The following is a 24,579-nucleotide window of genomic DNA, read 5'->3' on the forward strand; positions in this document are numbered from 1 at the left end:
ACAGCCATGCCCGCCATCCACGTCACCCCGCTCTCCCGCCTGCACGAGACCGTGGACGCCTGCGCGGCCAGCCATGTCGTGACCCTGATCAACGCCACGACGGCGGTGGCCCGGCCGCCGGCGATCCTGGCGGAGCGACACCTCTTCATCGGAGTCAGCGACATCGTCGATCCGCTCGACGGCCACATCGTCCCGGCCGAGGAGCACGTCGCCAGGCTGCTCGACTTCGGCCGCGGCTGGGACCAGCGCAGCCCGATGGTGGTCCATTGCTGGGCCGGGATCAGCCGCTCGACGGCGGCGGCCTTCATCACGGTCTGCGCGCTGCGGCCCGAGCGGGACGAGGACGAGGTGGCGCAGGCGCTTCGCGAGGCGTCGCCCTCCGCCACCCCCAACAGCCGGCTCGTCGCCATCGCGGACGACATGCTGGGCCGTCAAGGGCGCATGAGGAGCGCCATCGCGGCGATCGGGCGCGGCGCGGACGCCTATGAGGGCGCGCCGTTCCGGCTGGCGCTGGACCGCCCCTGAATGGCGCTGGCCCGCCCCCCTTCGGAGCCCGCCATCGGGATCGGCCTCGCGGCGGCCGTGGTGGCCATCGACGGGCAGGCGCCGCAGATCCTGGTCGCGGGCGCGGAGCGGGGCGAATTGCCCGGCCTGCCCTCGGGCCGCTTCGAGCCGCAGTCGCATCGCACGCTGGAGATCGGACTGCGGGCCTTCGTGACCGAGCAGACCGGGCTTGGCCTCGGCTATGTCGAGCAACTCTACACCTTCGGCGACCGCGGGCGGATCGCGGAGCCGGACGAGGCGACCCATGTGGTCTCGATCGGCTATCTGGCGCTGACGCGGTTCGACGAGGAGCGGGCGGCGCTGCCGAAGGGCGCCCGGTTCCGGCCCTGGTACGCCTTCTTCCCGTGGGAGGACTGGCGCGACGGGCGCCCGGCGATCCTGTCGCAGATCCTGCCCGCCCTGTTCACATGGGCGGCGGACTCGGCGGCCGAGCGCGCCGAAGGGGACCGGCGTCCCCTCACCCGGCTCGAACGGCTGTCCTTCTCCTTCGGCGTCGGCCCGGACGCCCCGGACCAGATGCACTGGGACGAGGAGAAAGTGCTGGAGCGCTATGAACTGCTCTACGAGGCAGGGCTCCTCGTCGAGGCGCGACGGGACGGCCGGCCCGCCGCATTGGCGCGCGACAGCACGCCGGCGCTGGGCGAGCCCATGCGCTTCGACCACCGCCGCATCCTGGCCACCGCCATGGGCCGGCTGCGGGGCAAGCTGAAATACCGGCCCGTGGTGTTCGAGCTGCTTGCGCCCACCTTCACGCTCACGACCCTGCAGCGCACCGTGGAGGCCATCTCCGGCCGCCACGTCCACACCCAGAACTTCCGGCGCGTCGTGGAGGCCGCGGCGCTGGTGGAGACGACGGGCGAGACGGCCACCACGGGCGGCCGGCCGGCGGCGCTGTTCAGGTTCCGCCGCGACGTCATCCAGGAGCGTCCGGCGCCGGGCCTGAGGCTCGGCGCCAGGGGCTGAACGGCGCCTGCTGAACGCCGCCTGTCAGATCGGCAGCAGGGAGACGAAACCGATCGAGAGCAGCACTATGGCGGCGTAGAGGAGATCGACGGTCGCATCGAGCTTCATGATCAGCTCCCGCTCACGACTTGCGAACGGTCCGATCATACTCCCGTCGGGCGTCGGCGCGCGAGCCCGGCCGTTCAGGATATCGTGAGCCGGGCCGATCGCCCCGCTCAGCTCTTCTTCGGGTCGGGCCTGTCCGGATAGGCTCCCGACCGGCCGGTTTCGATCGGCTCCTGCGCGGGATCCGGGTCCGGCATGCCCTTGCCGGGCCGTTCGATGTCTCCGCCCTGGCCCAGCGCGCCATAGCCGGAGCCTTTCTTGACCTCGTATCCGGGCTGGTAGGCGTCCCGCGGCTCGTGCTCGGGCGGGCCGCCTCCCCCGAAATCCTCGCGAGCTCGGACATAGTCCGAACCATATCCGCCGAAGGCGTGGTTTTCGCCGCCGCCGGCGACATTGTCTTCCGACCGCACGCGGCCGTAGTCGCGGCCCTGGCCGGGATCCGGCTCGCGCCGCTTCTCCTCGTACCGGTGCCGCTCGGGGCTGGGTGCGCCGGATTTAGGGTCGGCCATTCGCGCCTCCTCTGGTGACGGCGCAGCCGGAGGCCGCGCCTGGCAGAGGTGAACGTGGCCTCCTGCGCCTCGTTCCCCAAGGCGCGGCGGCGCGCCCATCAGGAACATCGGACGCGCCGGCCCGTTGTCTCCGCGAAAGATCCGCCGGGCGCCCCGGCGTCGCCGAATGGAGCGCCCGGCCCGCCCGGGCGGTGAACCGCCATGGAAAACCTCCTCCCGCAGGCCGCCCTCCAGGGTCCCGCCTCCGACGACCTCGACCTCGCCTTTCCGCTGTTCGCCATGAAGATGGCGCTCGGCTTCACCCTTCTGGGCCTCACGATCACGCAGGCGATGGTCCACGCGGCGGCGGGCGAGGACGATCATCCGAAGGGCTGACCCCGGGGCGTCCGCGCCCCAGGCGCATGTTCCTATGGGCGGCGCAGCATCGGGCGACTAGACTGGCGCAGGGACCAGCCGGTCCCGCGGCGGATGACGTCCCGGTCGGGCGGCGAGCGCGCGTCAGGGTCATCCACCCCAGAGAGGGCGCCCCCGCATGACCCAGTTCTACAATCCCGACCTGCAATCCGCCGGAGGCGATCACGACGCCCCCCACCCGTCGATCGAAACCGTGATCGTGCCCCGGGCCAAGGATCTCGGGGGTTTCGAGGTACGGCGCGCGCTGCCCTCCGCGCAGCGCCAGATGATCGGCCCGTTCATCTTCTGGGACCAGATGGGACCGGCGGTGTTCAAAGCCGGGACCGGCATCGACGTGCGGCCCCATCCCCATATCGGCCTCGCCACCCTCACCTATCTGTTCGAGGGACAGATCCTGCACCGCGACAGCCTCGGCTCGATCCAGGCGATCGACCCCGGCGAGGTGAACTGGATGACGGCGGGACGCGGCATCGTCCATTCCGAGCGCACGGCCCCCGAGGTGCGCCTCAACGACGCCCCGCTCTTCGGAATCCAGTCCTGGATCGCGCTGCCGGAGCGGCACGAGGAGACCGATCCAGGCTTCGCGCATCATCTGGCCGGCGAATTGCCGAGCATCGAGGCCGAGGGCAAGCGCGTGCGGCTGGTGGCCGGCTCCATGTACGGCATGAGCGCTCCCGTGCGGACCTTCTCGGACATGGTCTACGCCGACGCCATCCTGGAGCCGGGAGCCAAGCTGCCGGTGCCGGCCGAGCATGTCGAGCGGGCCGTCTATGTGGCGCAGGGCGCCGTGGAGGTGGCGGGAGACCGCTTCGACGCCGGCCAGCTCCTGGTGCTGCGCACCGGCGACGCCATCACGCTCGTCGCCTCCACGGCCGCCCGGGTCCTGGTTCTCGGCGGCGAGCCGATGGACGGCCCGAGGCACATCTGGTGGAACTTCGTCTCCCGCTCCAAGGACCGCATCGAGCAGGCCAAGGCGGACTGGCGGGCCGGGCGCTTCGAAGCGGTGCCGGGCGAGAGCGAATTCATCCCCCTCCCAAGCTGAGGGGATGATCTGTCTTAAGGCGGACCGGCCGGCGATCGTCCACTCTCCGATAACCATGGAGGACGGATGCAGCGCGCCATCACCAGCGTGGAGGCTCTCGGGACCACCGCGGGGCCCGCTCCGGCCTCGCCCCCCGCCGTCGCGCGGCCGCAGCTTCCCGCCTCCCTGCTGGGCTTCGTCTGGCGGCTGAGCGCGAGGCACCAGATCGCGCTGTCCTGCCTGTCGGTGGTGGTGTTCCTGATGTCGGCCGCTCCGCTGGAGATCCAGCGGCGGATCGTCAACGACGCGTTCCGGGGCGGCCAGCTTCGCCCCATCCTGGCGCTCGCTTTGCTCTATCTCGCGGTGGCGGCGACCGAGGGCCTGATCAAGCTCGGCATGAACGTCTATCGCAGCTGGGTCAGCGAGAACGCCGTCAGGACGCTGCGTCTCGACGTGGAGGCGCTGCTGGTCGGCCTGCAGCCCGCCGCAACGGCGCCGGGGGCGCTCGGCGTCGAGACCTCGATGATGCTCAACGAGGTGGAGCCGATCGGCGGCTTCGTCGGCGTCTCGCTGTCCGAACCGCTGCTGCAGGGCGGGCTGCTCGTCACGGTGTTCGGCTACATGGCGCTGATCCAGCCCACCATGGCGCTGGTGGCCATGGCCGTGTTCCTGCCCCAGGCGGCGTTCGTGCCCATCATTCAGCGCGCCATCAACCGCAGGGTCGCGCAGCGCGTCACCGCGCTGCGCGCGGTCAGCACCGCGATGGTCACGGCCGGCGGACCGGCGCAGAATCCTGGCCCGGAAGCGCTCATCGACCAGATCTTCGCGCTCAACATGGGCATCTTCAAACTGAAGTTCTCGATGAACTTCCTGATGAACCTCCTGCATCACGCCGGCACAGCGGCGGTGCTGGCGGTGGGCGGGTGGTATGTGGTGCAGGGGACGACGGAGGTGGGCACCGTGGTGGCGTTCATCTCGGGGCTGAGCAAGGTCAACGACCCCTGGGGCGACATCGTCAACTGGTTCCGCGACCTCACCGCCACGGCGACCAAATACGCCCTCATCGCCCTGGCGGTGAACACGCTGGCGCAGGAGCCGCCGCGGGCGGGCGAGCCGGTGGAGGCCGTCGAGTAGCGCGCGCCCCGCCGTTCCGGGGCTTACGCCTCTGGAGGCTTACGCCTCTGGAGGCTTACGCCTCTGGAGGCTTGCGCCTCTGGAGGCTTGCGCCGCCCCGCCGCCTTTGCGACAAGCCGGCATGCTGCATCTGAACGAAATCACCTACCGGCTGGGCGCCCGGACGCTGTTCGACAAGGCCACCGTGGCCATCCCGGGCGGCGCGCGGGTCGGCTTCGTGGCCCGAAACGGCACGGGCAAGACGACCCTGTTCCGCATCATCCGCGGCGAGACCGCCCTGGAGAGCGGCTCCGTGATGATCGGCAAGGGGCTGAAGATCGGCTCCGTGGCCCAGGAGGCGCCGGGCGGGCCCGAAACGCTGACCGAGGTGGTGCTGGCCGCGGACGTGGAGCGCACGGCGCTCCTGGCCGAGGCGGAGACCGCGACGGATCCGCACCGGATCGCCGAGATCCAGACGCGCCTCGTCGACATCGGCGCGCATGCGGCCCCGGCGCGGGCCGCCTCGATCCTGCATGGGCTCGGCTTCGACGCCCAGGCGCAGGAGCGGCCCTGCTCCTCCTTCTCCGGCGGCTGGCGCATGCGCGTCGCGCTGGCGGCCGTGCTGTTCGCCGAGCCCGACCTGCTGCTGCTGGACGAGCCCACCAACTATCTCGACCTGGAGGGCACGCTCTGGCTGATGGACTATCTCGCCCGGTATCCCCACACCGTGCTGGTCATCAGCCATGACCGCGACCTCCTCAACCAGTCCGTCGACCAGATCCTGCATCTCGACCAGGCCAAGCTGACGCTCTATCGGGGCGGCTACGACCAGTTCGAGCGCCAGCGCCGCGAGAAGCAGTCGCTTCAGGTGAAGCTGGTCAAGAAGCAGGAGGAGGAGCGAAAGCACCTGCAGGCCTTCGTGGACCGGTTCAAGGCCAAGGCCTCCAAGGCCCGGCAGGCCCAGTCGCGCGTGAAGCGGCTGGAGAAAATGGAGCCGATCGCGGCGCTCATCGACCAGGACGTGCTGCCCTTCAACTTCCCCTCGCCCGAGCGGCCGCTCTCGCCGCCCATCGTGGCGATGGAGAACGCCGCCGTGGGCTATGGCGGGGCGCCGGTGCTGTCCCGGCTGTCGCTGAGCATCGCGGAGGACGACCGCATCGGCCTCCTGGGCTCCAACGGCAACGGCAAGTCCACCTTCGCCAAGCTGGTGGGCGGCCGGCTCGAGGCCATGTCCGGCGTCTTCCGGCGGTCGAGCAAGATGAAGGTGGCGTATTTCGCCCAGCATCAGCTCGACGAGCTGAACCTGGCCGCGACGCCCTACACGCATGTCGCCGAGCTGATGCCGGACGGTCCGGAATCGAAGGTCCGCGCCCGTTGCGCCCAGATGGGCTTCCCGGGCTCGAAGGCGGACACGCCGGTGTCGGCCCTCTCGGGCGGTGAGAAGGCGCGGCTGCTGATGGGGCTGGCGACCTTCGGCGGGCCGCATCTGCTGATCCTCGACGAGCCCACCAACCATCTCGACATCGATTCCCGCGCCGCCCTCATGGAGGCGATCAACGACTATCAGGGCGCGGTGATCCTGATCTCGCACGACCGCTTCCTGCTGGAGGCCTGCGCCGACCGGCTCTGGCTGGTGGCGAATGGCGGGGTGAAGCCGTTCGACGACGACCTCGACGCCTACCGCAAGCTGGTGCTGGGCGGCCCGGTCAGCCCCGACCGGATCGCCAAGGCCGAGGAGGCGCGGGCGTCGCAGGCGGACCTGCGCCGCGACGCGGCGAGCCGCCGAGGCTCGCTGACGCCGCTGCGCAAGAAGATCGACGCGGCGGACCTGCGCATGACCAAGCTCGCCGAGCTGCTGCGCCGGGTCGACGCCGTGCTGGGCGATCCCAACACCTTCCTGCGCGACCCCGCCAAGGCGGCGCAACTCTCCGCCCAGCGCGCCACGCTGCAGTCGCAGCTCCAGGCCGCCGAGGAGGAGTGGCTCGCCCTCTCCGCCGAGTACGAGGACGCGCTGGCCGGCTGAGCTGGTCGATGCCGTCGCCCCCGGCGGCGAGAAGCGCCGGGACGGTGATCCAGGAGGCTTGAGATCAGGCGCCTCCCGCCCGGCCATTCTGGATCCCCTTCCCGCGCCTCCGGCGCGCCGGGGATGACGGTGGGTGGTTTTGCGCAAACTGCCCCTCATCCTGAGGAGCATCGCCTTTGGGCGATGCGTCTCGAAGGACGAGGGGGGTCCAGGGGGCGCGGCCGTTGCAGCCTGCTGGAGCCCTCGTCCTTCGAGACGCCATGCTGCGCGTGGCTCCTCAGGATGAGGGGGTGGGGGGCTGAACCGTTGGGAAGCGCCGCAGCCGGCCCCCTCGCCCCGGAACGGGGAGAGGGTGGGGTGAGGGGCGGCGCCGCTTACTGGATTTCGGCCCCCCTCATCCGACCTGGCTGCGCTCGGGCGCCCTCGGGTCAGGCCCGAGGGCAGCGCCGTCAAGCGGCGACCGGTCTATTCCGCCGGCATGGGGCGTTCGGCTCCGTGCGCCTCGGGGCGGGGCTGGGCGGCGCGGGGGCGGCGGAACCAGCCGATCAGCGAGCCGACGCCGTTCGAGAGGCGGTCCATGTAGAGGTAGAGGACCGGCGTGATGAACAGCGTCAGGGCCTGCGACACCACGAGGCCGCCCACCACGGCGACGCCGAGCGGCTGGCGCAGCTCGGCGCCGGCGCCGGCGCCGAGCGCGATCGGCAAGGTCCCCATGATGGCCGCGAAGGTGGTCATCATGATGGGCCTGAAGCGCACCAGGCACGCCTCGTAGATCGCGTCGCGCGGGGCCTTGCCGTCGCGCTGCATGACGAGCGCCACGTCGATCATCATGATGGCGTTCTTCTTCACGATGCCGATGAGCATCAGGAGGCCGATCATCGCGATGACGCTGAGGTCCATGCCGAAGAGCTTCAGCGTCGCCAGCGCGCCCAGCGCGGCGGAGGGCAGGCCCGTCAGGATGGTGAGCGGGTGGACGAAGCTCTCATACAGGATGCCCAGCACGATATAGATCGTCACGATCGCGGCCGTGAGCAGGATGCCCTGGTTGGCCAGCGACTGCTGGAACGTCTTGGCCGTGCCGGCGAAGCTGGTCGAGATGGTGCCGGGAAGCCGCATCTCTCCCTTGAGGGCGTCGAGCCGCGTGATGGCGTCGCCCAGCGCCACGCCGTTGGGCAGGTTGAAGGAGAGCGTCACGGCGGTGAGCTGGCCGAGCTGGTTGACGGTGAGCGGTCCCGCCGTCTTCTCGACCCGCGAGAAGGCGCTGAGCGGCACCAGCGTGCCGTTGGAGGCGCGGATGCGCAGCACGTCGAGCCGGTCGGCCGACCACGCCACGGAGGGGTCGAACTCGATCAGCACGCTGTAGCTGTCGCCGGCGGTGTAGATCGTCGAGACCTGCCGCGTGCCGAAGCCCGAATAGAGCGTCGAACGGAGCTGGTCGGCCGTGATGCCCAGCGCGTTGGCCTTGTCGCGGTCGATGGAGAGCGTCGCCTGCAGGGCGTTGTTCTGCAGGTCGGTGCTGACGTCCGCGAAGGCGCGGTCGCGGCCCATGGCCTCCGCCATCTTCTGCGACCAGACGTAGAGCTCGTTCTGGTCGAGCCCCTGCATGACGAACTGGTACTGGCTCTTGGAGGCCCGGCCGCCGATGTTCAGGTTCTGCACGGGCACCATGTAGGTGGTGATGCCGGGCACGGCGGCGAGCTGACGGCGAAGCTCCGGCAGGATCACCGACAGCGGCGGACGCTGGCTCTGGTCCTTGAGCTCGATGAACATGCGGCCGGAATTCATGCCGCTGTTGGCGCCGCCGCCCGTGGTGGCGACGCCGGCGGTTGAGGCCACATGGGCCACGTAGGGCGACTTCTGGAAGACGTTCGCCACCTCCTTCTGCAGCGCCGACATGGCGTCGAAGGAGATGTCCTGACGGGCCTCGGTGGTGACGCTGAGCTGGCCGATGTCCTCCTGGGGGAAGAAGCCCTTCGGGATCGACATGAACAGCCAGACCGTGCCGCCCAGGGTGGCGAAGAAGACGAGCAGCATCGTGAACTGGTGGCGCAGGCTGAAGCGCAGGCCCCAGTCGTAGCCGGCCAGGAACTTGTCGAAGCCGCGCTCCAGCAGTCCGCCGAAGCCGGACCGGTCGTCGTGGCCCTTCTCCGGCACGCTGAGGAGCTTGGAGCAGAGCATCGGGGTCAGCGTCAGCGACACGAAGGCGGAGGCCGCGATGGAGGCCGTCACCACCACGGCGAACTCGTTGAAGATGCGCCCGATCACGCCGCCCATCAGCAGCACCGGCAGGAACACGGCGACCAGCGAGAGCGTGATGGAGATGATGGTGAGCCCGATCTCGCGGCTGCCCGCGAGGGCTGCCTCGACGGGGCCCTTCCCGTCCTCCTCCATGTGCCGGACGATGTTCTCCAGCATCACGATGGCGTCGTCGACGACGAGGCCCACGGCCAGCGTCAGGCCGAGCAGCGAGATGTTGTCGATGGAGAAGCCGAACAGATACATGGCCCCGAGCGTGGCCACGATCGAGATCGGCACCGCGAGCGACGGGATCAGGGTGGCCCAGACCCGGCGCAGGAAGACGAAGATGACCAGGATCACGAGGCCGATCGTCAGGCCCAGCGTGAACTTCACGTCCTCCACGGCGTGGCGGATCGAGATCGAGCGGTCGTTCAGCGTGTGCAGGGTGGTGTTGGGCGGCAGCTGGCTCTCGAAGGTGGGCAGCAGCGCCGTCACCCGGTCGACCACCTCCACGGTGTTGGCGTCCGGCTGGCGTTGCACGGCGAGCACGATGGAGCGCGTGCCGTCGTACCAGCTCGCCTGCTGGTAGTTCTCGACCGAGTCGATCACCGTGGCGACGTCGCCGAGGCGCACGGGGCGGCCGTTGCGGACCGCGATGATGATGTTGCGGAACTGGTCGGCGTTGGAGAGCTGCGTCTGCGCCTGGATGGTCAGGCGCTGCTGCGTGTTCTGGATGGTGCCGACGGGCGTGTTGGCGTTGGCGGCCGTGATGGCCTGCTGCAGCTCGTTGACGCCGATGCCGCGCGAGGCCAGCGCGTTGGGGTCGATCTGGACGCGGACGGCGTATTTCTGGCTGCCGTAGATCTGCACCTGGGCGACGCCGTCGATGGTCGACAGCGCCGGCGAGATCACCTGCTGGACGAAGGCGTCGAGCTTGGAGAGCGGGGTCGTGTCGCTCTTGATCGACATCAGCAGGATGGGGGCGTCGGCCGGGTTCACCTTGCGGTAGCTCGGCACGTCGGTCATCTCGGCCGGCAGCTGGCGCTGGGTGCGGGCGATGGCGGCCTGCACGTCGGCGGCGGCGGCGTCGATGCTGCGGTCGAGATTGAACTGGATCGCGATGGAGGTCTGGCCCTGCGAGCTCGACGAGGTGATCGTGTCGATGCCGGCGATCGTGGTGAACTGCTTGATCAGCGGCGTGGCCACCGAGGTCGCCATGGTGTCGGGGGACGCGCCGGGCAGGGACGCGGAGACGTTGACCACCGGGAACTCGGTCCGCGGCAGGGCCGCCACCGGCAGGAAGCCGTAGGCGAACAGGCCGCCGGCGACCATCGCCACCGACATGAGCGTGGTGGCGACCGGATGACGGATGCAGAATTCGGAGATGTTCACGGTCCAGGTCCCTCGGTCGGGGGTGGAGGGCTGCGCGTCAGGATCGGGAGGCGGGCCTTGCGGCCGCATCCTTGCCCGTCGCTTCGTCGGGCTGGGCGCGGCCGGGCTCGACCTGCGCGGCGCGGGCCGTGTCGCGCACCCGCGCGCCGTTGGCCAGCCGGAGCTGGCCGTCGATGACGACGCGCTCGCCGGCCTTGACGCCGTCCACGATGGCGGTGCGGTCGCCGTCGGCGGCCGCGACCGTCACCTTGCGCAGCTCGACGGTGCTGTCCGGCTTGACGACGAAGACATAGGGGCTGTCCTGCCCGACCTGCAGCGACACCGTCGGCAGCACGACCGTGTTGGGCCGCTTGCCGAGTTCGATCTCGACGTCGACATACTGGCCCGGCCACAGCGCCAGGTCCTCGTTGGCGAAGGTCGCCTTGGCGGTGATGGTGCCGGAGGCCATGTCGACGGCGCTGTCGATGAAGGTCAGCGGGCCGGAGGCGAGCGGGGTCTTGCCGCCGCTGGGATAGACCCGCACGGTGGGCGGAGCGCCCTTGGCCATCGCATCGCGGATGGCGGGGAGTTCGCGCTCGGGCATCGTGAAGGTGACGCGCACGGGCTTCACCTGCGTGATGGTGACGAGCCCCGCGCCGGAGCCGGTGGTGTTGTCGGCGGCGCGCACGAGGTTGCCGGGCGTCACCTGGATTACGCCGAGCCGCCCGTCGATGGGGGCGGCGATCTTCGTGTAGGACAGGCGCAGGCGGTCGCTCTCCAGATTGGCCTGGTCGGCCGCGATGACGGCTTCGGCCGCCTTGGCGTCGGCGATCGCCTGGTCGACCTGCTGCTGGGCGCCGGACTTGTTGGCGAGCAGCTCGCGCTTGCGCTGGAGATCCGCCTGGGCGCGCGTGGCGTTCGCCTCGTCGCGGGCGAGGTTGGCCTCGTCCCGGGCCACGGCGGCCCGCAGCTCCTTGTCGTCCAGCGTGAACAGCATGTCGCCGGCCTTGACGAACTGGCCGTCCTTGACGTGCTGGGTGACGAGCTGGCTGTCGACGCGCGACTTCACCACCACGGTGGCGTTCGGCTCGATGTTGCCGATCGAGCGCCGGCGGATGGGGAAGTCCTGCTGCTCGGCGGCGGCCGTGACGACGGCGGCCCCCGGCCCGCCCTGGCGTGCGTTGGCGGGAGCCGCCTTGGCCGCGCCCTCCCCGGCCGAGGCGTGCTGGCCGGCCTCGCCGGATCCGAACCGCTTGGCGTATTCGCTGCGCGCGAGGGCCACGACGTCGGGACGCCCGTAATAGCTCCACGCGCCGAAACCGGCGGCGGCGATCAGGACTGTCGTGACCAGGAAACTGCCTCGGCTCATGAAGGGACCACCGTTTCGTCCAGCAAAGAGGGTTCGGCGCCGACCACGGGCGCCTCGGGCGCGAGCCCGTTTTCGATAAGGTCGGCCAGCATGCGGGCCGCGCCCGCCTGCTGGCGTTCCGTGGTGTGCGCAGCGGTCATCCGCATCGCGCCCAGGAGCGCCACGGCGACCAGATCGGGCTCGAGCGGGCGGAATTCGCCCGTCGCGACGCCCCGCGCGATCAGGGACGCGATCGTCTTGCGGATCTGCTTGACGCGCCGGCGGATGACGGCGCGGCCGCGCTCGCCCAGACGCGCATCGGCGCCATCAAACGCGCGGATCGCCGCCGTGCAGCGGCCCAGCGACGCGATGACGCAGCGGATGACGGTGGCCAGGCCCTCGCGGGCGCTCGCCGCCTTGGCGGCGGCCTCCTCGGCCTCGGTCTCCAGGTCCCCGAGCGCCTTCTCGAGCCCTTCCAGGAACAACTCTTCCTTCGTGTGGAAGTAGCGATAGAGCGTCGGCTTGGCGACGCCGGCCGCGCGCGCGACGTCGTCCATCTGGACCGCCTCATAGGCGCTCTCGGAAAACAGCCGCAGGGCCGCGTCCACCATCCTGGCGCGTCTGAGAGTCGTCTGGGAAACTGAACCGGCGAGTTTCATGGCGCTGGGGATATGAACTCGCGAGTTTCCTTTTTCAACTTAATTTCCCGTAAGTCGCATGCATGTGATCGCAGCTTCGCGCGCCTGATTTGCGGCCGCCGGGCGGCTGCTCTGCGAGGGGCGCCGTGGCCGTGGGCGGCGATTGCCTGTACGCAGTGCGCCTTGCCTCTGGACTGAGCGACCATGACCGACGCTGCTGCCGATCTCGGGCGGGACCTGCGCGTGATGACCCTGGTGGGGGTGGCGCATTTCTCCAGCCACTTCTTTCAGCTGGTGCTGCCGCCCCTGTTCCCGCTGATCCGGACGGATCTGGGCGTGAGCTTCACCGAGCTCGGCGCCGTCATGGCGGTGTTCTTCGCCGCGTCCGGGGTTTGCCAGGTCCTGGCCGGCTTCATCGTCGACCGCATCGGCCCGCAGCTGGTGCTGCCGGCCGGCGTCGCGCTGTGCTCCGGAGCCATGGCGATGGCCGGCTTCACGCCCGGCTACTGGGGCCTGCTTCCCGCGGCGGCGCTGGCCGGGCTCGGCAACAGCGTCTTTCACCCCGCCGACTACGCCATCCTGACCGGCCGGATCGCGCGCCGCAGGATCGGACGGGCCTATAGCGTCCATACCGTGCTGGGCACCCTGGGCTGGGCGAGCGCGCCGCTGACGATGCTGGTCCTGGCCGAACGGTATGGCTGGCGCACGGCGCTGGTCCAGGTGGGCGTGGCGGGGCTCGCGCTCGCCGCCTTCATCGCGCTCCAGCACGGGCGGCTGAAGATCGAGCCGGCGGCGCATGGGTCCGGCGGCGGCAAGGCCGATTGGCGGCTGCTGACGGCCGGGCCGATCCTGGCCTGCCTCGTCTATTTCATCCTGCTCTCCATGGCGCAGATCGGCGCCCAGAACTTCATGCCGACCCTGCTGCCGCTGGTCCAGCGCACCACCCTCTCCTTCGCGGCGAGCGCGACGACGCTCTACCTGGTGTGCAGCGCGGTGGGATCCCTGGGCGGCGGCTATCTGGCGGACTGGACGCCCAATCACGAGCGCATCGTCGGCGCGGGGCTGTTCGCGGCGGGTGCGCTGACGGTGGCGTTCGGCTTCGCGCCGATGCCCGACGTCGTCCTGCTGGCCCTGATCGGCCTGTCGGGCTTCCTCACCGGCGCCACCATCCCGTCGCGCGACATGCTGGTGCGCAGCGCCACGCCGCCGGGCGCGACCGGCAAGGTGTTCGGTTTCGTCTATTCGGGGCTGGACATCGGGGCCACCGTCGCCCCGCTGGCGATCGGCGCCTTCATCGACCATGGCGCGCCGCGGGCCGCCTTCGGCTTCATCGCCGCGGCGCTGCTGGCGACCGTGCTCAGCGCCCTCTTCGTCAAGCGGCAGGTGCGGGCCGAGGCGGCGCGCTGAGCCGAGAGCGCCCAAGAAAAACCCCCGGCGAGGCCGGGGGCAGTTGATCGCACGCTCGGGAGGGAGGGCGTGAGTGGAAGGGCAACGTGCGTTCCGCCGGACCGTTTCGGGCGGCGGAGCGGAAAGTCGGCCGCCCCGCTCCTGCGCGCGTTAACGGACCGCGTTCCGCCGAGAAGGCCTCAGGCCGACAGGAGTTGGAAGGTCTCGGCGTTCGGGCAGTAGTCGCGCGACGTCACGGCCGCGGTTCCCTCCGCCAGGTCGTGCGCGCAGCGCTTCTTCTCGCCGCAGCGGGCGCAGGCCACCGCCATGTCGCGGATCTGGTCGGGGTTGCGGCTGCGCGCCTGGTCGAGGTCGAGGCCCCGCGCCTGGGCCATGCGGCGCATCAGCGACGCGCCCTTGTCGCCGTCCTCGGAGAGGTCGCGCAGGTCGGCGTCCGACAGCGAGAGGTCGCGGGCGATGCGCCCGAACTCGGCCGCCGACAGGCCCGCGAGTTCGTCCCGCTCGCGCCGCTCGCGCCACCACGCATAGGCGCGGCCCAGCAGGTCGTCGCTGACGTCGCTCGTCGGAAACTGGTCGTTGAATGCGGACATGGCGGGGTCCTCCCATCCCTGAATGCATCCATGCTGGGCTGGCGAACGACGCTGCGCCTTGAGGCAGGTCAAGGGTCGGGAAGAAACAAAGAAAAAGGCGGGGCCTGCCGGATGGCAAGCGCCCGCCAAAGGAACTTGGGGCTTCGCATGTCCTCAGGGAGAGGACAGTCCTTGAGGCTGGCAAGGACGTGACCCCAAGCTAGACCGTTCCGCATCCGCGTCCCACTGGCCTGACAAGCTAGACCGATGGGACTAGACCTTGCGCCTTCGCGGCCCTTCGCCGGCGCGGGCGCGACGGCGCGGCCTTCGCGCCGGGCGGCGGCGCGGGAAGGCGCTGGCGCATCCCGAAGATCTCGGCCCAGGGGTCGGCGCCGAGACGGCTCATCCGCTCCGGGACGGTCCGAATCGTGAAGGCGGCGGGATCGAGCGACGGCGTGACTTCGGACCAGTCCAGCGGCGTGGAGACCGGGGCGCCGGGCCGGGCCCGGGACGAGTAGGGCGCGACGGCCGTCGATGTGGGATCGTTGCGCAGATAGTCGATGAAGATGCGGCCCTTGCGCTCGGCGATCGAGATCTTGGTCAGGAACCGCTCCGGCGCGGCGGCGGCGACCTCCTCCGAGAAGCGCCGGGCGAAGCTCTTCACCTCGGGCCAGTCGTGGCGCCGGGCGAGCGGGACGACGACGTGCAGGCCCTTGCCGCCGGTGGTCTTGGCGAAGCTCAGCAGGCCGATGGCGGCCAGCCGGTCGCGCAGCTCCAGCGCGGCGGCCACGACGGCGGCGAAGGGCGTGCCCTCCCCCGGGTCGAGGTCCAGCACCATGCGGTCGGGCCGATCCGGCCGGTCCTTGCAGGCGCCCCAGCTGTGCAGCTCCAGCACGCCCATCTGGACGATCGCGATCAGTCCGCGCAGGTCCTTCAGAAACAGATAGGGCTCCTCGAAGCCCGGGATGAGCACCTCGCCCAGTTCGGGCGGAACGCCGGAGCCGGCGTGGCGCTGGTAGAAGCACTTCTTCTGGCGTCCGGCCGGGCAGCGCACCAGCGTGATCGGCCGGTTGCGGATGTGGGGCAGCATGAACCCGGCGACCGCCTCGTAATAGTCCGCCAGCTCCCGCTTGGTGATGCCCTGCTCCGGATAGAGCACCTTGTCGGGGCTGGTGACGCGCACGCCCGCGATCTCGACGGCGTCCTTCTCCGGCTTGGCGGCAGAGCGCCTGGCCCCGGAGTCTGCGGCTGCGGATTTGGGTTGCGTGCTCGCGGCCATGTCAGCCCTCCCTGATCCGTTCGGCGATGCGGCCCGGCCGCGCCTCCTGCTGGAGCTGCTCCATCGTGCACTGGCGCGGCGCCTTGTCCGGACGCCAGCGCAGCAGCGCCGTGCCGTGGCGGAAGCGGCCGCCCGTGACGTGGTCGTAGCGGACCTCGACCACGAGCTCGAGGCGCAGCGGGCTCCATTCCGTCGAGCGCTCGGTGCTCCAGCGGCTCGGGCCGCCCGGCGCGTCGCCGGTGAATCCGGGGGGCTCGACGAGCGCCTCCAGGCGGGCGGTCAGCGCCGCGCGGTCCTTGTTGGCGATGGTGGACGTGTAGCCGACATGGTTCAACCTGCCCTCGTCGTCATACAGGCCGAGCAGGAGAGAGCCCACGTTGCGGGACTTCGATTCGTAGCGAAAGCCCCCCACCACGCAATCGGCGGTGCGCAGGCGCTTCACCTTGATCATCGCCCGTTCGCCCTCCTCGTAGGGACCTTGGCGGCGCTTGGCGATGACGCCGTCCAGCGCCCCTCCGACGGTCTCCAGCCAGGCGGCCGCCTCGCCATGGTCGTCCGTGTAGGGCGACAGGCGCAGCACGGCCGCTTCGCCGCAGGCGGCGTAGAGCCGCTCGAGGGCCTCGCGGCGATGAGCCAGCGGAGCGGCGCGGAGATCCTCCTCCTGCGGGGTCGCCAGGCAATCGAAGGCGATGAGGAAGGCGGGCGTCTCGGCTGAAAGCTTGCGGATGCGGCTCTCCGCCGGATGCAGGCGCATCTGCAGGGCGTCGAAGGACAGGCTGTCGCCCAGCGCGATGGCGAGCTCGCCGTCCAGCACGAAGCGCTCGACCGGGAGCGCCTTCAGGCCGGCGACGACCTCGGGGAAGTAGCGCGTGAGGGGCTTCCCGGATTTGGCCCTGAGCTCCACGACGTCGCCCCAGCGGAAGGCCAGGCAGCGGAAGCCGTCCCATTTGGGTTCATAGCGCCAGTCCTCGCCCTCGGGCAGGCTCTCGGCGGACTTGGCCTCCATCGGCTGCGCGTCGAGCGGCACGGCCAAGGGCGAGGCGTCCTTCGGCGCCCCCGCCTCGACGGGCGGCTTGCGGCGGGCGGCCCCGCCGGTCTGGGTACGCATGACACGCCTCCTGGGCACGCGAACGCGAAAGCGTCGTCTCGCCCCACACAAGCGCCCGCGGGTCGGGTTCGTTCCGGACGCCGAATGGGAACGCCACGGTCACGCTGGCGTTGTGGTCCAGACCTCGCCGCCTGCGGGGCGTCCGGAGCCGTACATTTTGGACCAGACCGTCGAGACGTCCCCGCCCGCCTCCAAGCCGGCCGAAAGCACCATCCTGTTCACCAGTGAGGAAGGCGAAGCGCCGCGCGGCGACGCGCGGGCGTTCTGGCGCATGTCGTCGGGCTTCTGGCGCGGCGACAGCGCCCGGCAGGCCTGGATCCTGACCGCGGCCATCCTGGCCCTGATCGTGGTCAACATCGCCGTCCAGTACGGCATCAACATCTGGAACAAGTATTTCTTCGACGCTCTGGACGCCCGGGACGTGGCGCGGGTGGAATGGGCGGTCGCCCTCTTCGCCGCCCTCGCGGCGGCGGCGATCTGCGCGATGGTCGCCCAGGTCTTCTGCCGCCTGACGCTGCAGGCGCGCTGGCGTCGGTGGCTGACGGCCTATCTGGCCGGCCGCTGGCTGGAGGAGCGCCGGTTCTACCAGATGAACATCGCCGCGCCGGAGCTGGACGGCCCCGAGTTCCGCATGACGGACGACGTGCGCATCGCGACGGAGCCGATCGTCGACTTCGCCATCGGGCTGTCGAACGCGGTCCTGATGGCCATCGTGTTCGTCGGCGTGCTGTGGACGGCGGGCGGATCGATCGAGGTCTTCGGCTACACGATCCCGGGCTACTTCGTCGTCTGCGCGGCCTGCTACGGCCTGTTCACCTCCGGCCTGATGGTGTTCCTGGGACGGCCGCTGATCAAGCGCACCGAGCAGAAGAACGCCGCCGAGGCGCAGATCCGGTTCGAGCTGGTGCGGGTGCGCGAGAACGCCGAGAGCATCGCGCTGATCGGCGGCGAGCAGGACGAGGTCCGCTCGATCACCTCGACGCTGGACGAGGTCCTAGCCCGCTGGAAGAAGGTGGTGTCCCAGCAGGCGCTGATGACTTTCATCATCCACGGCAACACCATCCTCGCGCCGGTCGTGCCGCTGCTGCTGGGCGCGCCGAAATATCTGAGCGGGCAGATGTCGCTCGGCCAGCTGATGCAGATCGCGGCGGCCTTCGTGCAGGTGCAGCTCGCCTTCAACTGGCTGGTGGAGAACTATATCCGGCTCGCCGAATGGCGCGCGTCGGCCGGCCGCGTGGTCGCGCTGTGGCGCACCCTGCGCGAGCTGGGCGACCCCGCGGCCGAGAAGAGCCGCATCGAGATCGGCGAAAGCCCGGACGACAGCTTGCGCATCCAGGAGCTCTCCGTCGGCCAGCACAACGGCCGGGTCGTGATCAACGACGCCGAAGCGGCGTTCGCGCCCGGCGAGAAGGTGCTGATCAAGGGCGAATCCGGCACCGGCAAGTCGACCCTGATCCGCGCCATCGCGGGGCTCTGGCCCTGGGGATCGGGACGCGTGCTGTTCCCCAAGGGCGCGCATGTCATGTTCGTGCCGCAGAAGCCCTATGTCCCGAACGGCTCGCTGCGGCAGGCCCTGCTCTACCCCGAGACGACGGCCGACATCACCGACCAGGCCCTCGTCGACGCCCTGCACCGGTGCGGGCTGCGGCAGATCTCCGGCCGGCTCGACGAGGAGGAGCGCTGGGACAAGCTGCTCTCCGGCGGCGAGCAGCAGCGCCTCGCCTTCGCGCGGCTGCTCGTCCACAAGCCCGAGATCATCATCCTGGACGAGGCCACCTCGGCGCTGGACGAGGCCAGCCAGGACACGATGATGTCGCTCTTCCAGAGCGAGCTCTCGCACGCGACCCTGCTGAGCGTCGGCCATCGCCCCTCGCTGGCGGAGTTCCACGACCGCATCGTCGAGCTGAAGCGCAAGCCGAAGGGGGCCGAGATGAGCGATCCCCAGGGCGGCCAGAACCCGCGCAAGGCGCGCATCTTCGAGCGCATCCTGAAGCGGGGGCTCAGGCCGCGGCCGTCGACCGACCCCGGCGCCGAGGCGGAGAGCGTCTGACGCCGGAACTGGCCAGCGGACCGCCCGTTCTCCATGCTGCGCCGCGTCCATCGCCACGAGCCACGCCATGAAGCTCTTCGCATGCGCCATCTGCGGCCAGCCGCTGCATTTCGAGACGTCCCGCTGCGACAGCTGCGGGACGCCGCAGGGCTTCGATCCAAGCGAGATGGAGCTGGTTCCGGCCGAGCGGCCCGGGCGGGGCGAGATGCTGTGCGCCAACGCCGAGCCGGGCGGCTGCAACTGGCTGACCGAGCCGGGCGAGCCGTTCTGCCGGGCGTGCCGCTACAACCGGACGATCCCGGACCTGTCGCAGGGCGACAACACCCAGCTCTGGCGCAACATCGAGGTCGCCAAGCGCCGGACGTTCTACTCGCTGTTCCGCTTCGGGCTCAGGCCCGAGACGCGGCTGGAGGCGCCCGACGGCCTCGCCTTCGATTTCCTGGCCGACCCGCCTGACCCCTCCAGGCCGGTGATGACGGGCCATAGCGACGGGCTGATCACGGTCAACATCAAGGAGGCGGATGACGTCGAGCGGGAGCGTCGCCGGCGCGACCTTGGCGAAGCCTACCGGACGCTGCTCGGACATTTCCGGCATGAGATCGCCCACTACTTCTGGGGAGTCCTGACGCGCGACCAGGGCGCGCTGGAGCAGTTCCGCGAGGTGTTCGGCGACGAGCGGCCCGACTACGGCGAGGCGCTGGCGCGCTATTACCGGGACGGCCCCCCTGCGCGCTGGCAGGACCACTTCATCAGCGCCTATGCGAGCTCCCATCCCTGGGAGGACTTCGCCGAGACCTGGGCGCACTACTTCCACATGGTGGACACGCTGGAGACGGCCTGCTTCCTGAAGGTGTTCGGCGCCGCGCCCGACCCGGACAGCGAGAGCCCGGCCTCGCAGGACCCCTCGCCCATCGACTTCGACCCCTATTCCGAGCCGCGCTTCGAGCGGATGGTCCATAGCTGGATGCGGCTCGCCTTCTCGCTGAACCTGTTGAACCGCAGCATGGGCATGCCGGATCTCTACCCGTTCCAGCTGTCGCCGCCGGCGGTGTGCAAGCTCAGCTTCGTGCACGCCTGGATCCGCCAATCGGTGGGACGCGCCGGGCGGACGGACACCGCCATGGCGGCCCTGCGGGCGATGGCGGAAGGGCTAAGATCCGGGATGAGCTCTCCCGCCGAACCTGTTGTGAAATAATCCTATTTCGCGTCGTTGGATAGCATCGCCTCGAGGCGCTCGCGCGCGGTCTGGTGCGCCTTGCGCAGGTCATGCAGCCGGGCGCCGTCCGGGTCGGGCTTGTCCACGTCGCTGCCGCCGAACGAGTTCGCGATGGCGCGGGCGCGCAGATGTTCGCGAAACTCGGTCCAGGTGCGATCGGTCTCGGAGATCGCCCACTCCATGTCCTTGTCGAGCAGCTTGCCCACGTCGTCCTCCCTGGCTGTGACCCGTCAACGCGGAAAGGCCGCAAGCCGTTTCAATCGGCGAACGCGAGCGGGCGGGCGACCGCCTCCAGGGACTTGCGCTCGGCCGCGACGCCCCACATCCAGACCACCACGGCGGCCGCGATCATCAGGACCGAGCCGAACACGTAGCCGGCGAAGACGGCGTCGCGCGAGCCGCTCTGCACGAGATGGCCGAACACAGCCGGCCCCGCCACGCCGCCGATCCCCGTCCCCACCGCGTAGAACACCGCGATGGCGAGCGCCCGGATCTCGAGCGGGAAGGTCTCGCTCACCGTCAGATAGGCGGAGCTCGCCGCCGCCGAGGCGAAGAAGAACACCACCACCCAGCACATCGTCAGGGTGACGGCCGTGAGCAGGTTCTGCTGGAACAGATACCCGCTGATGGCGAGCAGGACGCCGGACGCCACATAGGTGAAGACGATCATGGGCCGGCGGCCGACGGTGTCGAAGAAGCGGCCCAGCAGCAATGGGCCGAGGAAGTTTCCGAGCGCGAAGGGCAGGATGTAGAGCCCGATATGGTCCGACGGGACGGCGTAGAAGTCGGTCAGCACCAGCGCGTAGGTGAAGAAGATGGCGTTGTAGAAGAACGCCTGCGCGGCCATCATGGCGAGCCCCACCATGGCCCGGCTCCGGTGCGCGTGGAAAATGGTGCGGAACACCTCGGAGAGCGGGGTGTGGCTGCGGGCGCGCAGGCGCGCCTTCGGGAACGGACCGGGGGCGAGGTCGTGGCCCTCCTCGCGGAAGCGCTCCTCGATCCCGGCCACCACGGCTTCCGCCTCGGCGGCGCGGCCATGAGTCATCAGCCATCGCGGCGATTCCGGGATCCACAGGCGCATGAACAGGATGACGAGGCCGAGCACCGCGCCGATGAAGAAGGCGACGCGCCAGCCCGTGTCGACGCCGAAGACGGCCGGGTCGAGCACCACGACGGAGCCGGCGGCGCCCAGCGCAGCCCCGATCCAGAAGCTGCCATTGATGCACAGGTCGCTCCAGCCGCGCACGCGCGCTGGCAGGAGTTCCTGGATCGTGGAGTTGATGGCCGTGTACTCGCCGCCGATGCCGGCCCCCGTCAGGAAGCGGAAGAAGCAGAAGCTCCACACGTCCCACGAGAAGGCGCTGGCCGCAGTGGCGATCAGGTAGAGGAAGAGCGTGATGAAGAACAGCTTCTTGCGGCCGAGCCGGTCCGTGAGCCAGCCGAAGAACAGCGCGCCCAGCACCGCGCCGGCCAGATAGGCGCTGCTGGCGAGGCCGATATCCGTGTTGGTGAGGTGAAGGGTCGGGCTCTCCTTCAGCGCGCCGGCGAGCGAGCCCGCCAGCGTCACCTCCAGCCCGTCCAGGATCCAGGTGACGCCGAGCGCGGCGATGACGAGCTTGTGGAAGCGTCCCCAGGGCAGCCGGTCCAGGCGCGAGGGGATGTCGGTCTCGACCACTTCGCCCGTGAGATGCGCGCCCTGCATGCCGGTTCTCTCCCTGTCAGGATCGAGAACGGCACAGGCGCGCAAGGGTTCATTGCGGGAGTGGGTGAGTCACTGCAGAGTCAGCCGGCGGCGCCGCCCTCACCCCAGCCCTCTCCCTTTGCCAGGGAGAGGGCGCGCGCATGCCTTCTACCGGCCCTTGGCCTTGCGCCATTCGGCGAAGTCGACCTTGCTCTGCTCGTCCGTGGGCGGATAGAGGCCCAGGATCGAGCGGCCCTCGTTCACCTTTTCGGTGACGAAGTCCTCGAAGGCCGTCATCTCGACGGCCTCGTCGGCGATCTCGTCGGCGATGTGGGCCGGGATCACGACCACGCCCTCGCGGTCGCCCACGATCACGTCGCCGGGCCAGACCGGGGCGTCGCCGCAGCCGATCGGCACGTTGATGTCGAGCGCCTGGTGGACCGTGAGGTTGGTCGGGGCCGCCGGCCGGTTGTGGTAGGTCGGGATGTCGAGCTCGGCGATCTCCGGGCTGTCGCGGAAGCCGCCGTCGGAGACGACGCCGGCGACGCCGCGCTTCATCAGGCGCGTGACGAGGATCGAGCCGGCCGACGCCGCGCGCGGGTCCTTGCGGCTGTCGATCACGAACACCGCGCCGGGCGGGCACTCCTCCACCGCCTTGCGCTGCGGGTGGGCGCGGTCCTGGAACACCGAGATCGGGTTCAGGTCCTCGCGCGCCGGGATGTAGCGCAGCGTATAGGCCTCGCCGACCATCGGCTTGACGTTCGGGTTCAACGGCCGGACGTCCTGGATGTACTGGTTGCGGAATCCGCGCTTGAACAGCGCGGTGCAGATCGTGGCGGTGCTGACGGTCTTCAGCTTTTCGCGGGTTTCGGGCTTCAGGCTCATGGCGGGCTCCACCGGTCAGAAAATGTCGGGCTCGGCGACGGGCGCGCCGAAGGTCGTCTCGAGGAAGTCGAAATCGCAGCCCTCATGGGCCTGCTTGATGTGCTTGGAGAACATCCAGCCATAGCCGCGATGGTAGCGCGGCTCCGGGGCCACCCAGGCCGCCTTGCGCCGGGCCATCTCCTCGTCGCTGATCTCGAGAGTGATCGTGCGGGCGTCGACGTCGACGGAGATCAGGTCCCCGGTGCGCACGAAGGCGAGCGGGCCGCCGACATAGCTCTCGGGCGAGACGTGGAGGATGCAGGCGCCGTAGCTGGTGCCGCTCATTCGGGCGTCCGACAGGCGCAGCATGTCGCGCACGCCCTGCTTCACGAGCTTCTTCGGGATCGGCAGCATGCCCCACTCGGGCATGCCGGGGCCGCCCTGCGGGCCCGCGTTGCGCAGGATCAGGATGTGGTCGGCCGTGACGTCGAGGTCGTCACGGTCGATGGCGTCCTTCATCTCCGGGTAGCTGTCGAACACCAGCGCCGGGCCGGTGTGCTTCAGGTACTGCGGCGCGCAGGCGCTCGGCTTGATGACGCAGCCGTCGGGCGCGATGTTGCCCTTCAGCACGGCCAGCGCGCCTTCCTGGTAGATGGCGGTCTCGACGGTGCGGATGACGTCGTCGTTGTAGACCTCCGCCCCGGCGATGTTCTCGCCCAGCGTCTTGCCGGTCACCGTCATGCAGTCGAGATGCAGGTGCTGCGTGATGCGGTTCATCAGCGCCGGCAGGCCGCCGGCGTAGAAGAAGTCCTCCATCAGGTAGGTGTCGCCGCTGGGGCGGACATTGGCGATCACCGGCACCTTGCGGCTCGCCTTCTCGAAGTCGTCGAGGCCGATGTCGCAGTCGGCGCGGCGCGCCTGGGCGATCAGGTGGATGATCGCGTTGGTGGAGCAGCCCATCGCCATCGCGACCGCGATGCCGTTCTCGAAGGCTTCGCGGGTCTGGATCTTCTTCGGGGTGAGGTCCTCCCACACCATCTCGACGATGCGCCGGCCGCAATCGGAGGCGAGGCGGATGTGGTTGGCGTCGGCCGCCGGGATCGAGGAGGCGTTGGGCAGCGTCATGCCGATGGCCTCGGCGATGGCCGTCATCGTGGAGGCGGTGCCCATGGTCATGCAGGTGCCGTAGCTGCGGGCGATGCCGCCCTCCATGGCCTCCCAGTCGGCGTCCGTGATCGTGCCGGCGCGGCGCTCGTCCCAATATTTCCAGGCGTCGGAGCCCGAGCCCAGGATCTTGCCCTTCCAGTTGCCGCGCAGCATCGGGCCGGCCGGCATGAAGATGGCCGGCACGCCGGCGCTGGTGGCGCCCAGCAGCAGGCCGGGCGTGGTCTTGTCGCAGCCGCCCATCAGCACGACGCCGTCGATGGGATGGGAGCGGATGAGCTCCTCGGCGTCCATCGCCAGCATGTTGCGATAGAGCATCGTCGTGGGCTTCACGGCGCTCTCGGAGAGCGACAGCGCCGGCAGCTCGACCGGAAAGCCGCCGGCCTGGAGCACGCCGCGCTTCACGTCTTCGACCCGCTGCTTGAAGTGCACGTGGCAGGGCTGCAGGTCCGACCAGGTGTTCAGGATGCCGATCACCGGCCGGCCGACCCAGTCCGCCGGCGCGTAGCCCATCTGCATCAGGCGCGAGCGGTGGCCGAAGGCGCGCAGGTTGTCGGGCGCGAACCAGCGCGCGCTGCGGAGCTGGTCGTAGGTCTTCCTGGCGGTGTCGGTCATGACGGGGCGTCCTGCTTGGCGGCGGTCTGCTGGGTGGCGGTCTGCTGGATGACGGTCTGCTTGGCGGCCTCGCGATGCGAGCCGTCGATGAGGCGGGCTGACCCGGATGGCGGCCCGTCCATCGAGCCCGGGAAAGATGGCGCGGGCGGGACGGCCGGTCCGTCCCGCATCGTCGTTTTCGATCTGGCGATCTGGATCGGCCCGCCGCGCCGTGCGAGACGGGTCTGGGCGTTCGGGCGTCCTGGCGTCCTGCGTCTCCCTGCTCGGTCCTTCGGAGAAGAGCCGCCGCAAGCGCCGCGGCTTGTTCCGGGACCGTTGC

General features: G+C 70.0%; 22 protein-coding genes. 9 read left to right on the top strand and 13 right to left on the bottom strand.

The features are described from left to right. Positions 1–6: 6 nt before the first annotated feature. Positions 7–525 (top strand): tyrosine phosphatase family protein, encoded by a 519-nt coding sequence (locus tag ACYVO7_RS19490; RefSeq protein ID WP_460451476.1) that lies wholly within the window; start codon positions 7–9, stop codon positions 523–525. Next, positions 526–1,527 (top strand): NUDIX hydrolase, encoded by a 1,002-nt coding sequence (locus ACYVO7_RS19495; protein WP_460451477.1) that lies wholly within the window; start codon positions 526–528, stop codon positions 1,525–1,527. It begins immediately after the preceding gene. Between the two features lie 24 nt (positions 1,528–1,551). Here the strand turns inward: ACYVO7_RS19495 and ACYVO7_RS19500 are convergent, their stop codons facing one another. Further along, positions 1,552–1,674, bottom strand: a complete 123-nt coding sequence (locus ACYVO7_RS19500) for a hypothetical protein (protein WP_460451478.1) — start codon at positions 1,672–1,674, stop codon at positions 1,552–1,554. Positions 1,675–1,742: 68 nt separating this feature from the next. After that, positions 1,743–2,141, bottom strand: a complete 399-nt coding sequence (locus ACYVO7_RS19505) for a hypothetical protein (RefSeq protein ID WP_460451479.1) — start codon at positions 2,139–2,141, stop codon at positions 1,743–1,745. A 201-nt stretch (positions 2,142–2,342) separates the two neighbouring features. Between ACYVO7_RS19505 and ACYVO7_RS19510 the strand changes: the two genes are divergently transcribed. The 4 genes from ACYVO7_RS19510 to ACYVO7_RS19525 all read left to right on the top strand — a co-directional run bounded on the left by ACYVO7_RS19510 (position 2,343) and on the right by ACYVO7_RS19525 (position 6,712). After that, positions 2,343–2,516: a hypothetical protein gene (locus ACYVO7_RS19510; protein WP_460451480.1), complete on the top strand. Its 174-nt coding sequence runs from the start codon at positions 2,343–2,345 to the stop codon at positions 2,514–2,516. 157 nt (positions 2,517–2,673) lie between these two features. Then, positions 2,674–3,597, top strand: coding sequence for a pirin family protein (locus ACYVO7_RS19515; RefSeq protein ID WP_460451481.1), 924 nt, complete (start codon positions 2,674–2,676; stop codon positions 3,595–3,597). A gap of 66 nt (positions 3,598–3,663) precedes the next feature. Beyond that, a complete protein-coding gene (locus tag ACYVO7_RS19520; RefSeq protein WP_460451482.1) occupies positions 3,664–4,710 on the top strand; it encodes an ABC transporter transmembrane domain-containing protein in 1,047 nt (348 codons plus the stop codon). 121 nt (positions 4,711–4,831) lie between these two features. Beyond that, on the top strand, positions 4,832–6,712 hold the full coding sequence (locus ACYVO7_RS19525) for an ABC-F family ATP-binding cassette domain-containing protein (protein ID WP_460451483.1): 1,881 nt from the start codon (positions 4,832–4,834) through the stop codon (positions 6,710–6,712). Positions 6,713–7,177: 465 nt separating this feature from the next. Here the strand turns inward: ACYVO7_RS19525 and ACYVO7_RS19530 are convergent, their stop codons facing one another. The 3 genes from ACYVO7_RS19530 to ACYVO7_RS19540 are packed head-to-tail and all read right to left on the bottom strand — an operon-like array spanning position 7,178 to position 12,280. Further along, entirely contained in the window at positions 7,178–10,342 is a 3,165-nt protein-coding gene (locus ACYVO7_RS19530) for an efflux RND transporter permease subunit (protein ID WP_460451484.1), read from the bottom strand. Positions 10,343–10,379: 37 nt separating this feature from the next. Next, positions 10,380–11,690 carry an efflux RND transporter periplasmic adaptor subunit gene (locus ACYVO7_RS19535; RefSeq protein ID WP_460451485.1) on the bottom strand — a complete coding sequence of 437 codons (1,311 nt, stop codon included), beginning with the start codon at positions 11,688–11,690 and terminating at the stop codon, positions 10,380–10,382. Then, the gene (locus tag ACYVO7_RS19540) at positions 11,687–12,280 is read right to left on the bottom strand and encodes a TetR/AcrR family transcriptional regulator (protein ID WP_460451486.1); all 594 of its coding nucleotides are present in this window, start codon (positions 12,278–12,280) and stop codon (positions 11,687–11,689) included. The genes ACYVO7_RS19535 and ACYVO7_RS19540 overlap by 4 nt, the downstream gene beginning before the upstream one ends. Positions 12,281–12,511: 231 nt before the next feature. On the opposite strand from ACYVO7_RS19540, the gene ACYVO7_RS19545 reads away from it, so the two are divergent. Beyond that, complete coding sequence (locus tag ACYVO7_RS19545; RefSeq protein WP_460451487.1) at positions 12,512–13,714, top strand: MFS transporter; 1,203 nt, start codon at positions 12,512–12,514, stop codon at positions 13,712–13,714. Positions 13,715–13,893: 179 nt separating this feature from the next. Here the strand turns inward: ACYVO7_RS19545 and ACYVO7_RS19550 are convergent, their stop codons facing one another. From ACYVO7_RS19550 to ACYVO7_RS19560, 3 genes are all read right to left on the bottom strand, one after another. Beyond that, the gene (locus tag ACYVO7_RS19550; RefSeq protein WP_460451488.1) at positions 13,894–14,304 is read right to left on the bottom strand and encodes a DUF6455 family protein; all 411 of its coding nucleotides are present in this window, start codon (positions 14,302–14,304) and stop codon (positions 13,894–13,896) included. 238 nt (positions 14,305–14,542) lie between these two features. Beyond that, the gene (gene ligD / locus ACYVO7_RS19555) at positions 14,543–15,562 is read right to left on the bottom strand and encodes a non-homologous end-joining DNA ligase (RefSeq protein ID WP_460451489.1); all 1,020 of its coding nucleotides are present in this window, start codon (positions 15,560–15,562) and stop codon (positions 14,543–14,545) included. 1 nt (position 15,563) lies between these two features. Beyond that, a complete protein-coding gene (locus ACYVO7_RS19560) occupies positions 15,564–16,670 on the bottom strand; it encodes an ATP-dependent DNA ligase (protein WP_460451490.1) in 1,107 nt (368 codons plus the stop codon). Positions 16,671–16,827: 157 nt separating this feature from the next. Between ACYVO7_RS19560 and ACYVO7_RS19565 the strand changes: the two genes are divergently transcribed. Both ACYVO7_RS19565 and ACYVO7_RS19570 read left to right on the top strand, forming a co-directional pair. Next, positions 16,828–18,720, top strand: a complete 1,893-nt coding sequence (locus tag ACYVO7_RS19565) for an ABC transporter ATP-binding protein/permease (protein ID WP_460451491.1) — start codon at positions 16,828–16,830, stop codon at positions 18,718–18,720. Positions 18,721–18,787: 67 nt separating this feature from the next. After that, positions 18,788–19,915 (top strand): zinc-binding metallopeptidase family protein, encoded by a 1,128-nt coding sequence (locus tag ACYVO7_RS19570; RefSeq protein WP_460451492.1) that lies wholly within the window; start codon positions 18,788–18,790, stop codon positions 19,913–19,915. A gap of 2 nt (positions 19,916–19,917) precedes the next feature. Here ACYVO7_RS19570 and ACYVO7_RS19575 read toward each other — a convergent pair whose 3' ends face one another. From ACYVO7_RS19575 to ACYVO7_RS19595, 5 genes are all read right to left on the bottom strand, one after another. Beyond that, on the bottom strand, positions 19,918–20,142 hold the full coding sequence (locus tag ACYVO7_RS19575) for a hypothetical protein (RefSeq protein WP_460451493.1): 225 nt from the start codon (positions 20,140–20,142) through the stop codon (positions 19,918–19,920). A gap of 50 nt (positions 20,143–20,192) precedes the next feature. After that, the gene (locus ACYVO7_RS19580) at positions 20,193–21,638 is read right to left on the bottom strand and encodes an MFS transporter (protein WP_460451494.1); all 1,446 of its coding nucleotides are present in this window, start codon (positions 21,636–21,638) and stop codon (positions 20,193–20,195) included. Between the two features lie 147 nt (positions 21,639–21,785). Continuing rightward, positions 21,786–22,502, bottom strand: coding sequence for a ribonuclease activity regulator RraA (locus ACYVO7_RS19585; protein WP_460451495.1), 717 nt, complete (start codon positions 22,500–22,502; stop codon positions 21,786–21,788). 15 nt (positions 22,503–22,517) lie between these two features. Next, positions 22,518–24,260: an L-arabinonate dehydratase gene (araD, locus tag ACYVO7_RS19590; RefSeq protein WP_460451496.1), complete on the bottom strand. Its 1,743-nt coding sequence runs from the start codon at positions 24,258–24,260 to the stop codon at positions 22,518–22,520. Continuing rightward, the gene (locus tag ACYVO7_RS19595; RefSeq protein ID WP_460451497.1) at positions 24,257–24,430 is read right to left on the bottom strand and encodes a hypothetical protein; all 174 of its coding nucleotides are present in this window, start codon (positions 24,428–24,430) and stop codon (positions 24,257–24,259) included. The genes araD and ACYVO7_RS19595 overlap by 4 nt, the downstream gene beginning before the upstream one ends. Positions 24,431–24,579: the final 149 nt, after the last annotated feature.

The sequence above is a fragment of the Alsobacter sp. SYSU BS001988 genome (assembly GCF_054796215.1).

Coding starts and splice junctions, on each gene's coding strand:
- araD (WP_460451496.1), bottom strand. CDS start 24,260: ATGACCGACACCGCCAGGAAGACCTACGACCAGCTCCGCAGCGCGCGC.
- ACYVO7_RS19595 (WP_460451497.1), bottom strand. CDS start 24,430: ATGCGGGACGGACCGGCCGTCCCGCCCGCGCCATCTTTCCCGGGCTCG.
- ACYVO7_RS19540 (WP_460451486.1), bottom strand. CDS start 12,280: ATGGTGGACGCGGCCCTGCGGCTGTTTTCCGAGAGCGCCTATGAGGCG.
- ACYVO7_RS19535 (WP_460451485.1), bottom strand. CDS start 11,690: ATGAGCCGAGGCAGTTTCCTGGTCACGACAGTCCTGATCGCCGCCGCC.
- ACYVO7_RS19560 (WP_460451490.1), bottom strand. CDS start 16,670: ATGCGTACCCAGACCGGCGGGGCCGCCCGCCGCAAGCCGCCCGTCGAG.
- ACYVO7_RS19490 (WP_460451476.1), top strand. CDS start 7: ATGCCCGCCATCCACGTCACCCCGCTCTCCCGCCTGCACGAGACCGTG.
- ACYVO7_RS19505 (WP_460451479.1), bottom strand. CDS start 2,141: ATGGCCGACCCTAAATCCGGCGCACCCAGCCCCGAGCGGCACCGGTAC.
- ACYVO7_RS19580 (WP_460451494.1), bottom strand. CDS start 21,638: ATGCAGGGCGCGCATCTCACGGGCGAAGTGGTCGAGACCGACATCCCC.
- ACYVO7_RS19500 (WP_460451478.1), bottom strand. CDS start 1,674: ATGATCGGACCGTTCGCAAGTCGTGAGCGGGAGCTGATCATGAAGCTC.
- ACYVO7_RS19515 (WP_460451481.1), top strand. CDS start 2,674: ATGACCCAGTTCTACAATCCCGACCTGCAATCCGCCGGAGGCGATCAC.
- ACYVO7_RS19510 (WP_460451480.1), top strand. CDS start 2,343: ATGGAAAACCTCCTCCCGCAGGCCGCCCTCCAGGGTCCCGCCTCCGAC.
- ACYVO7_RS19570 (WP_460451492.1), top strand. CDS start 18,788: ATGAAGCTCTTCGCATGCGCCATCTGCGGCCAGCCGCTGCATTTCGAG.
- ACYVO7_RS19525 (WP_460451483.1), top strand. CDS start 4,832: ATGCTGCATCTGAACGAAATCACCTACCGGCTGGGCGCCCGGACGCTG.
- ACYVO7_RS19495 (WP_460451477.1), top strand. CDS start 526: ATGGCGCTGGCCCGCCCCCCTTCGGAGCCCGCCATCGGGATCGGCCTC.
- ACYVO7_RS19550 (WP_460451488.1), bottom strand. CDS start 14,304: ATGTCCGCATTCAACGACCAGTTTCCGACGAGCGACGTCAGCGACGAC.
- ACYVO7_RS19545 (WP_460451487.1), top strand. CDS start 12,512: ATGACCGACGCTGCTGCCGATCTCGGGCGGGACCTGCGCGTGATGACC.
- ACYVO7_RS19520 (WP_460451482.1), top strand. CDS start 3,664: ATGCAGCGCGCCATCACCAGCGTGGAGGCTCTCGGGACCACCGCGGGG.
- ligD (WP_460451489.1), bottom strand. CDS start 15,562: ATGGCCGCGAGCACGCAACCCAAATCCGCAGCCGCAGACTCCGGGGCC.
- ACYVO7_RS19585 (WP_460451495.1), bottom strand. CDS start 22,502: ATGAGCCTGAAGCCCGAAACCCGCGAAAAGCTGAAGACCGTCAGCACC.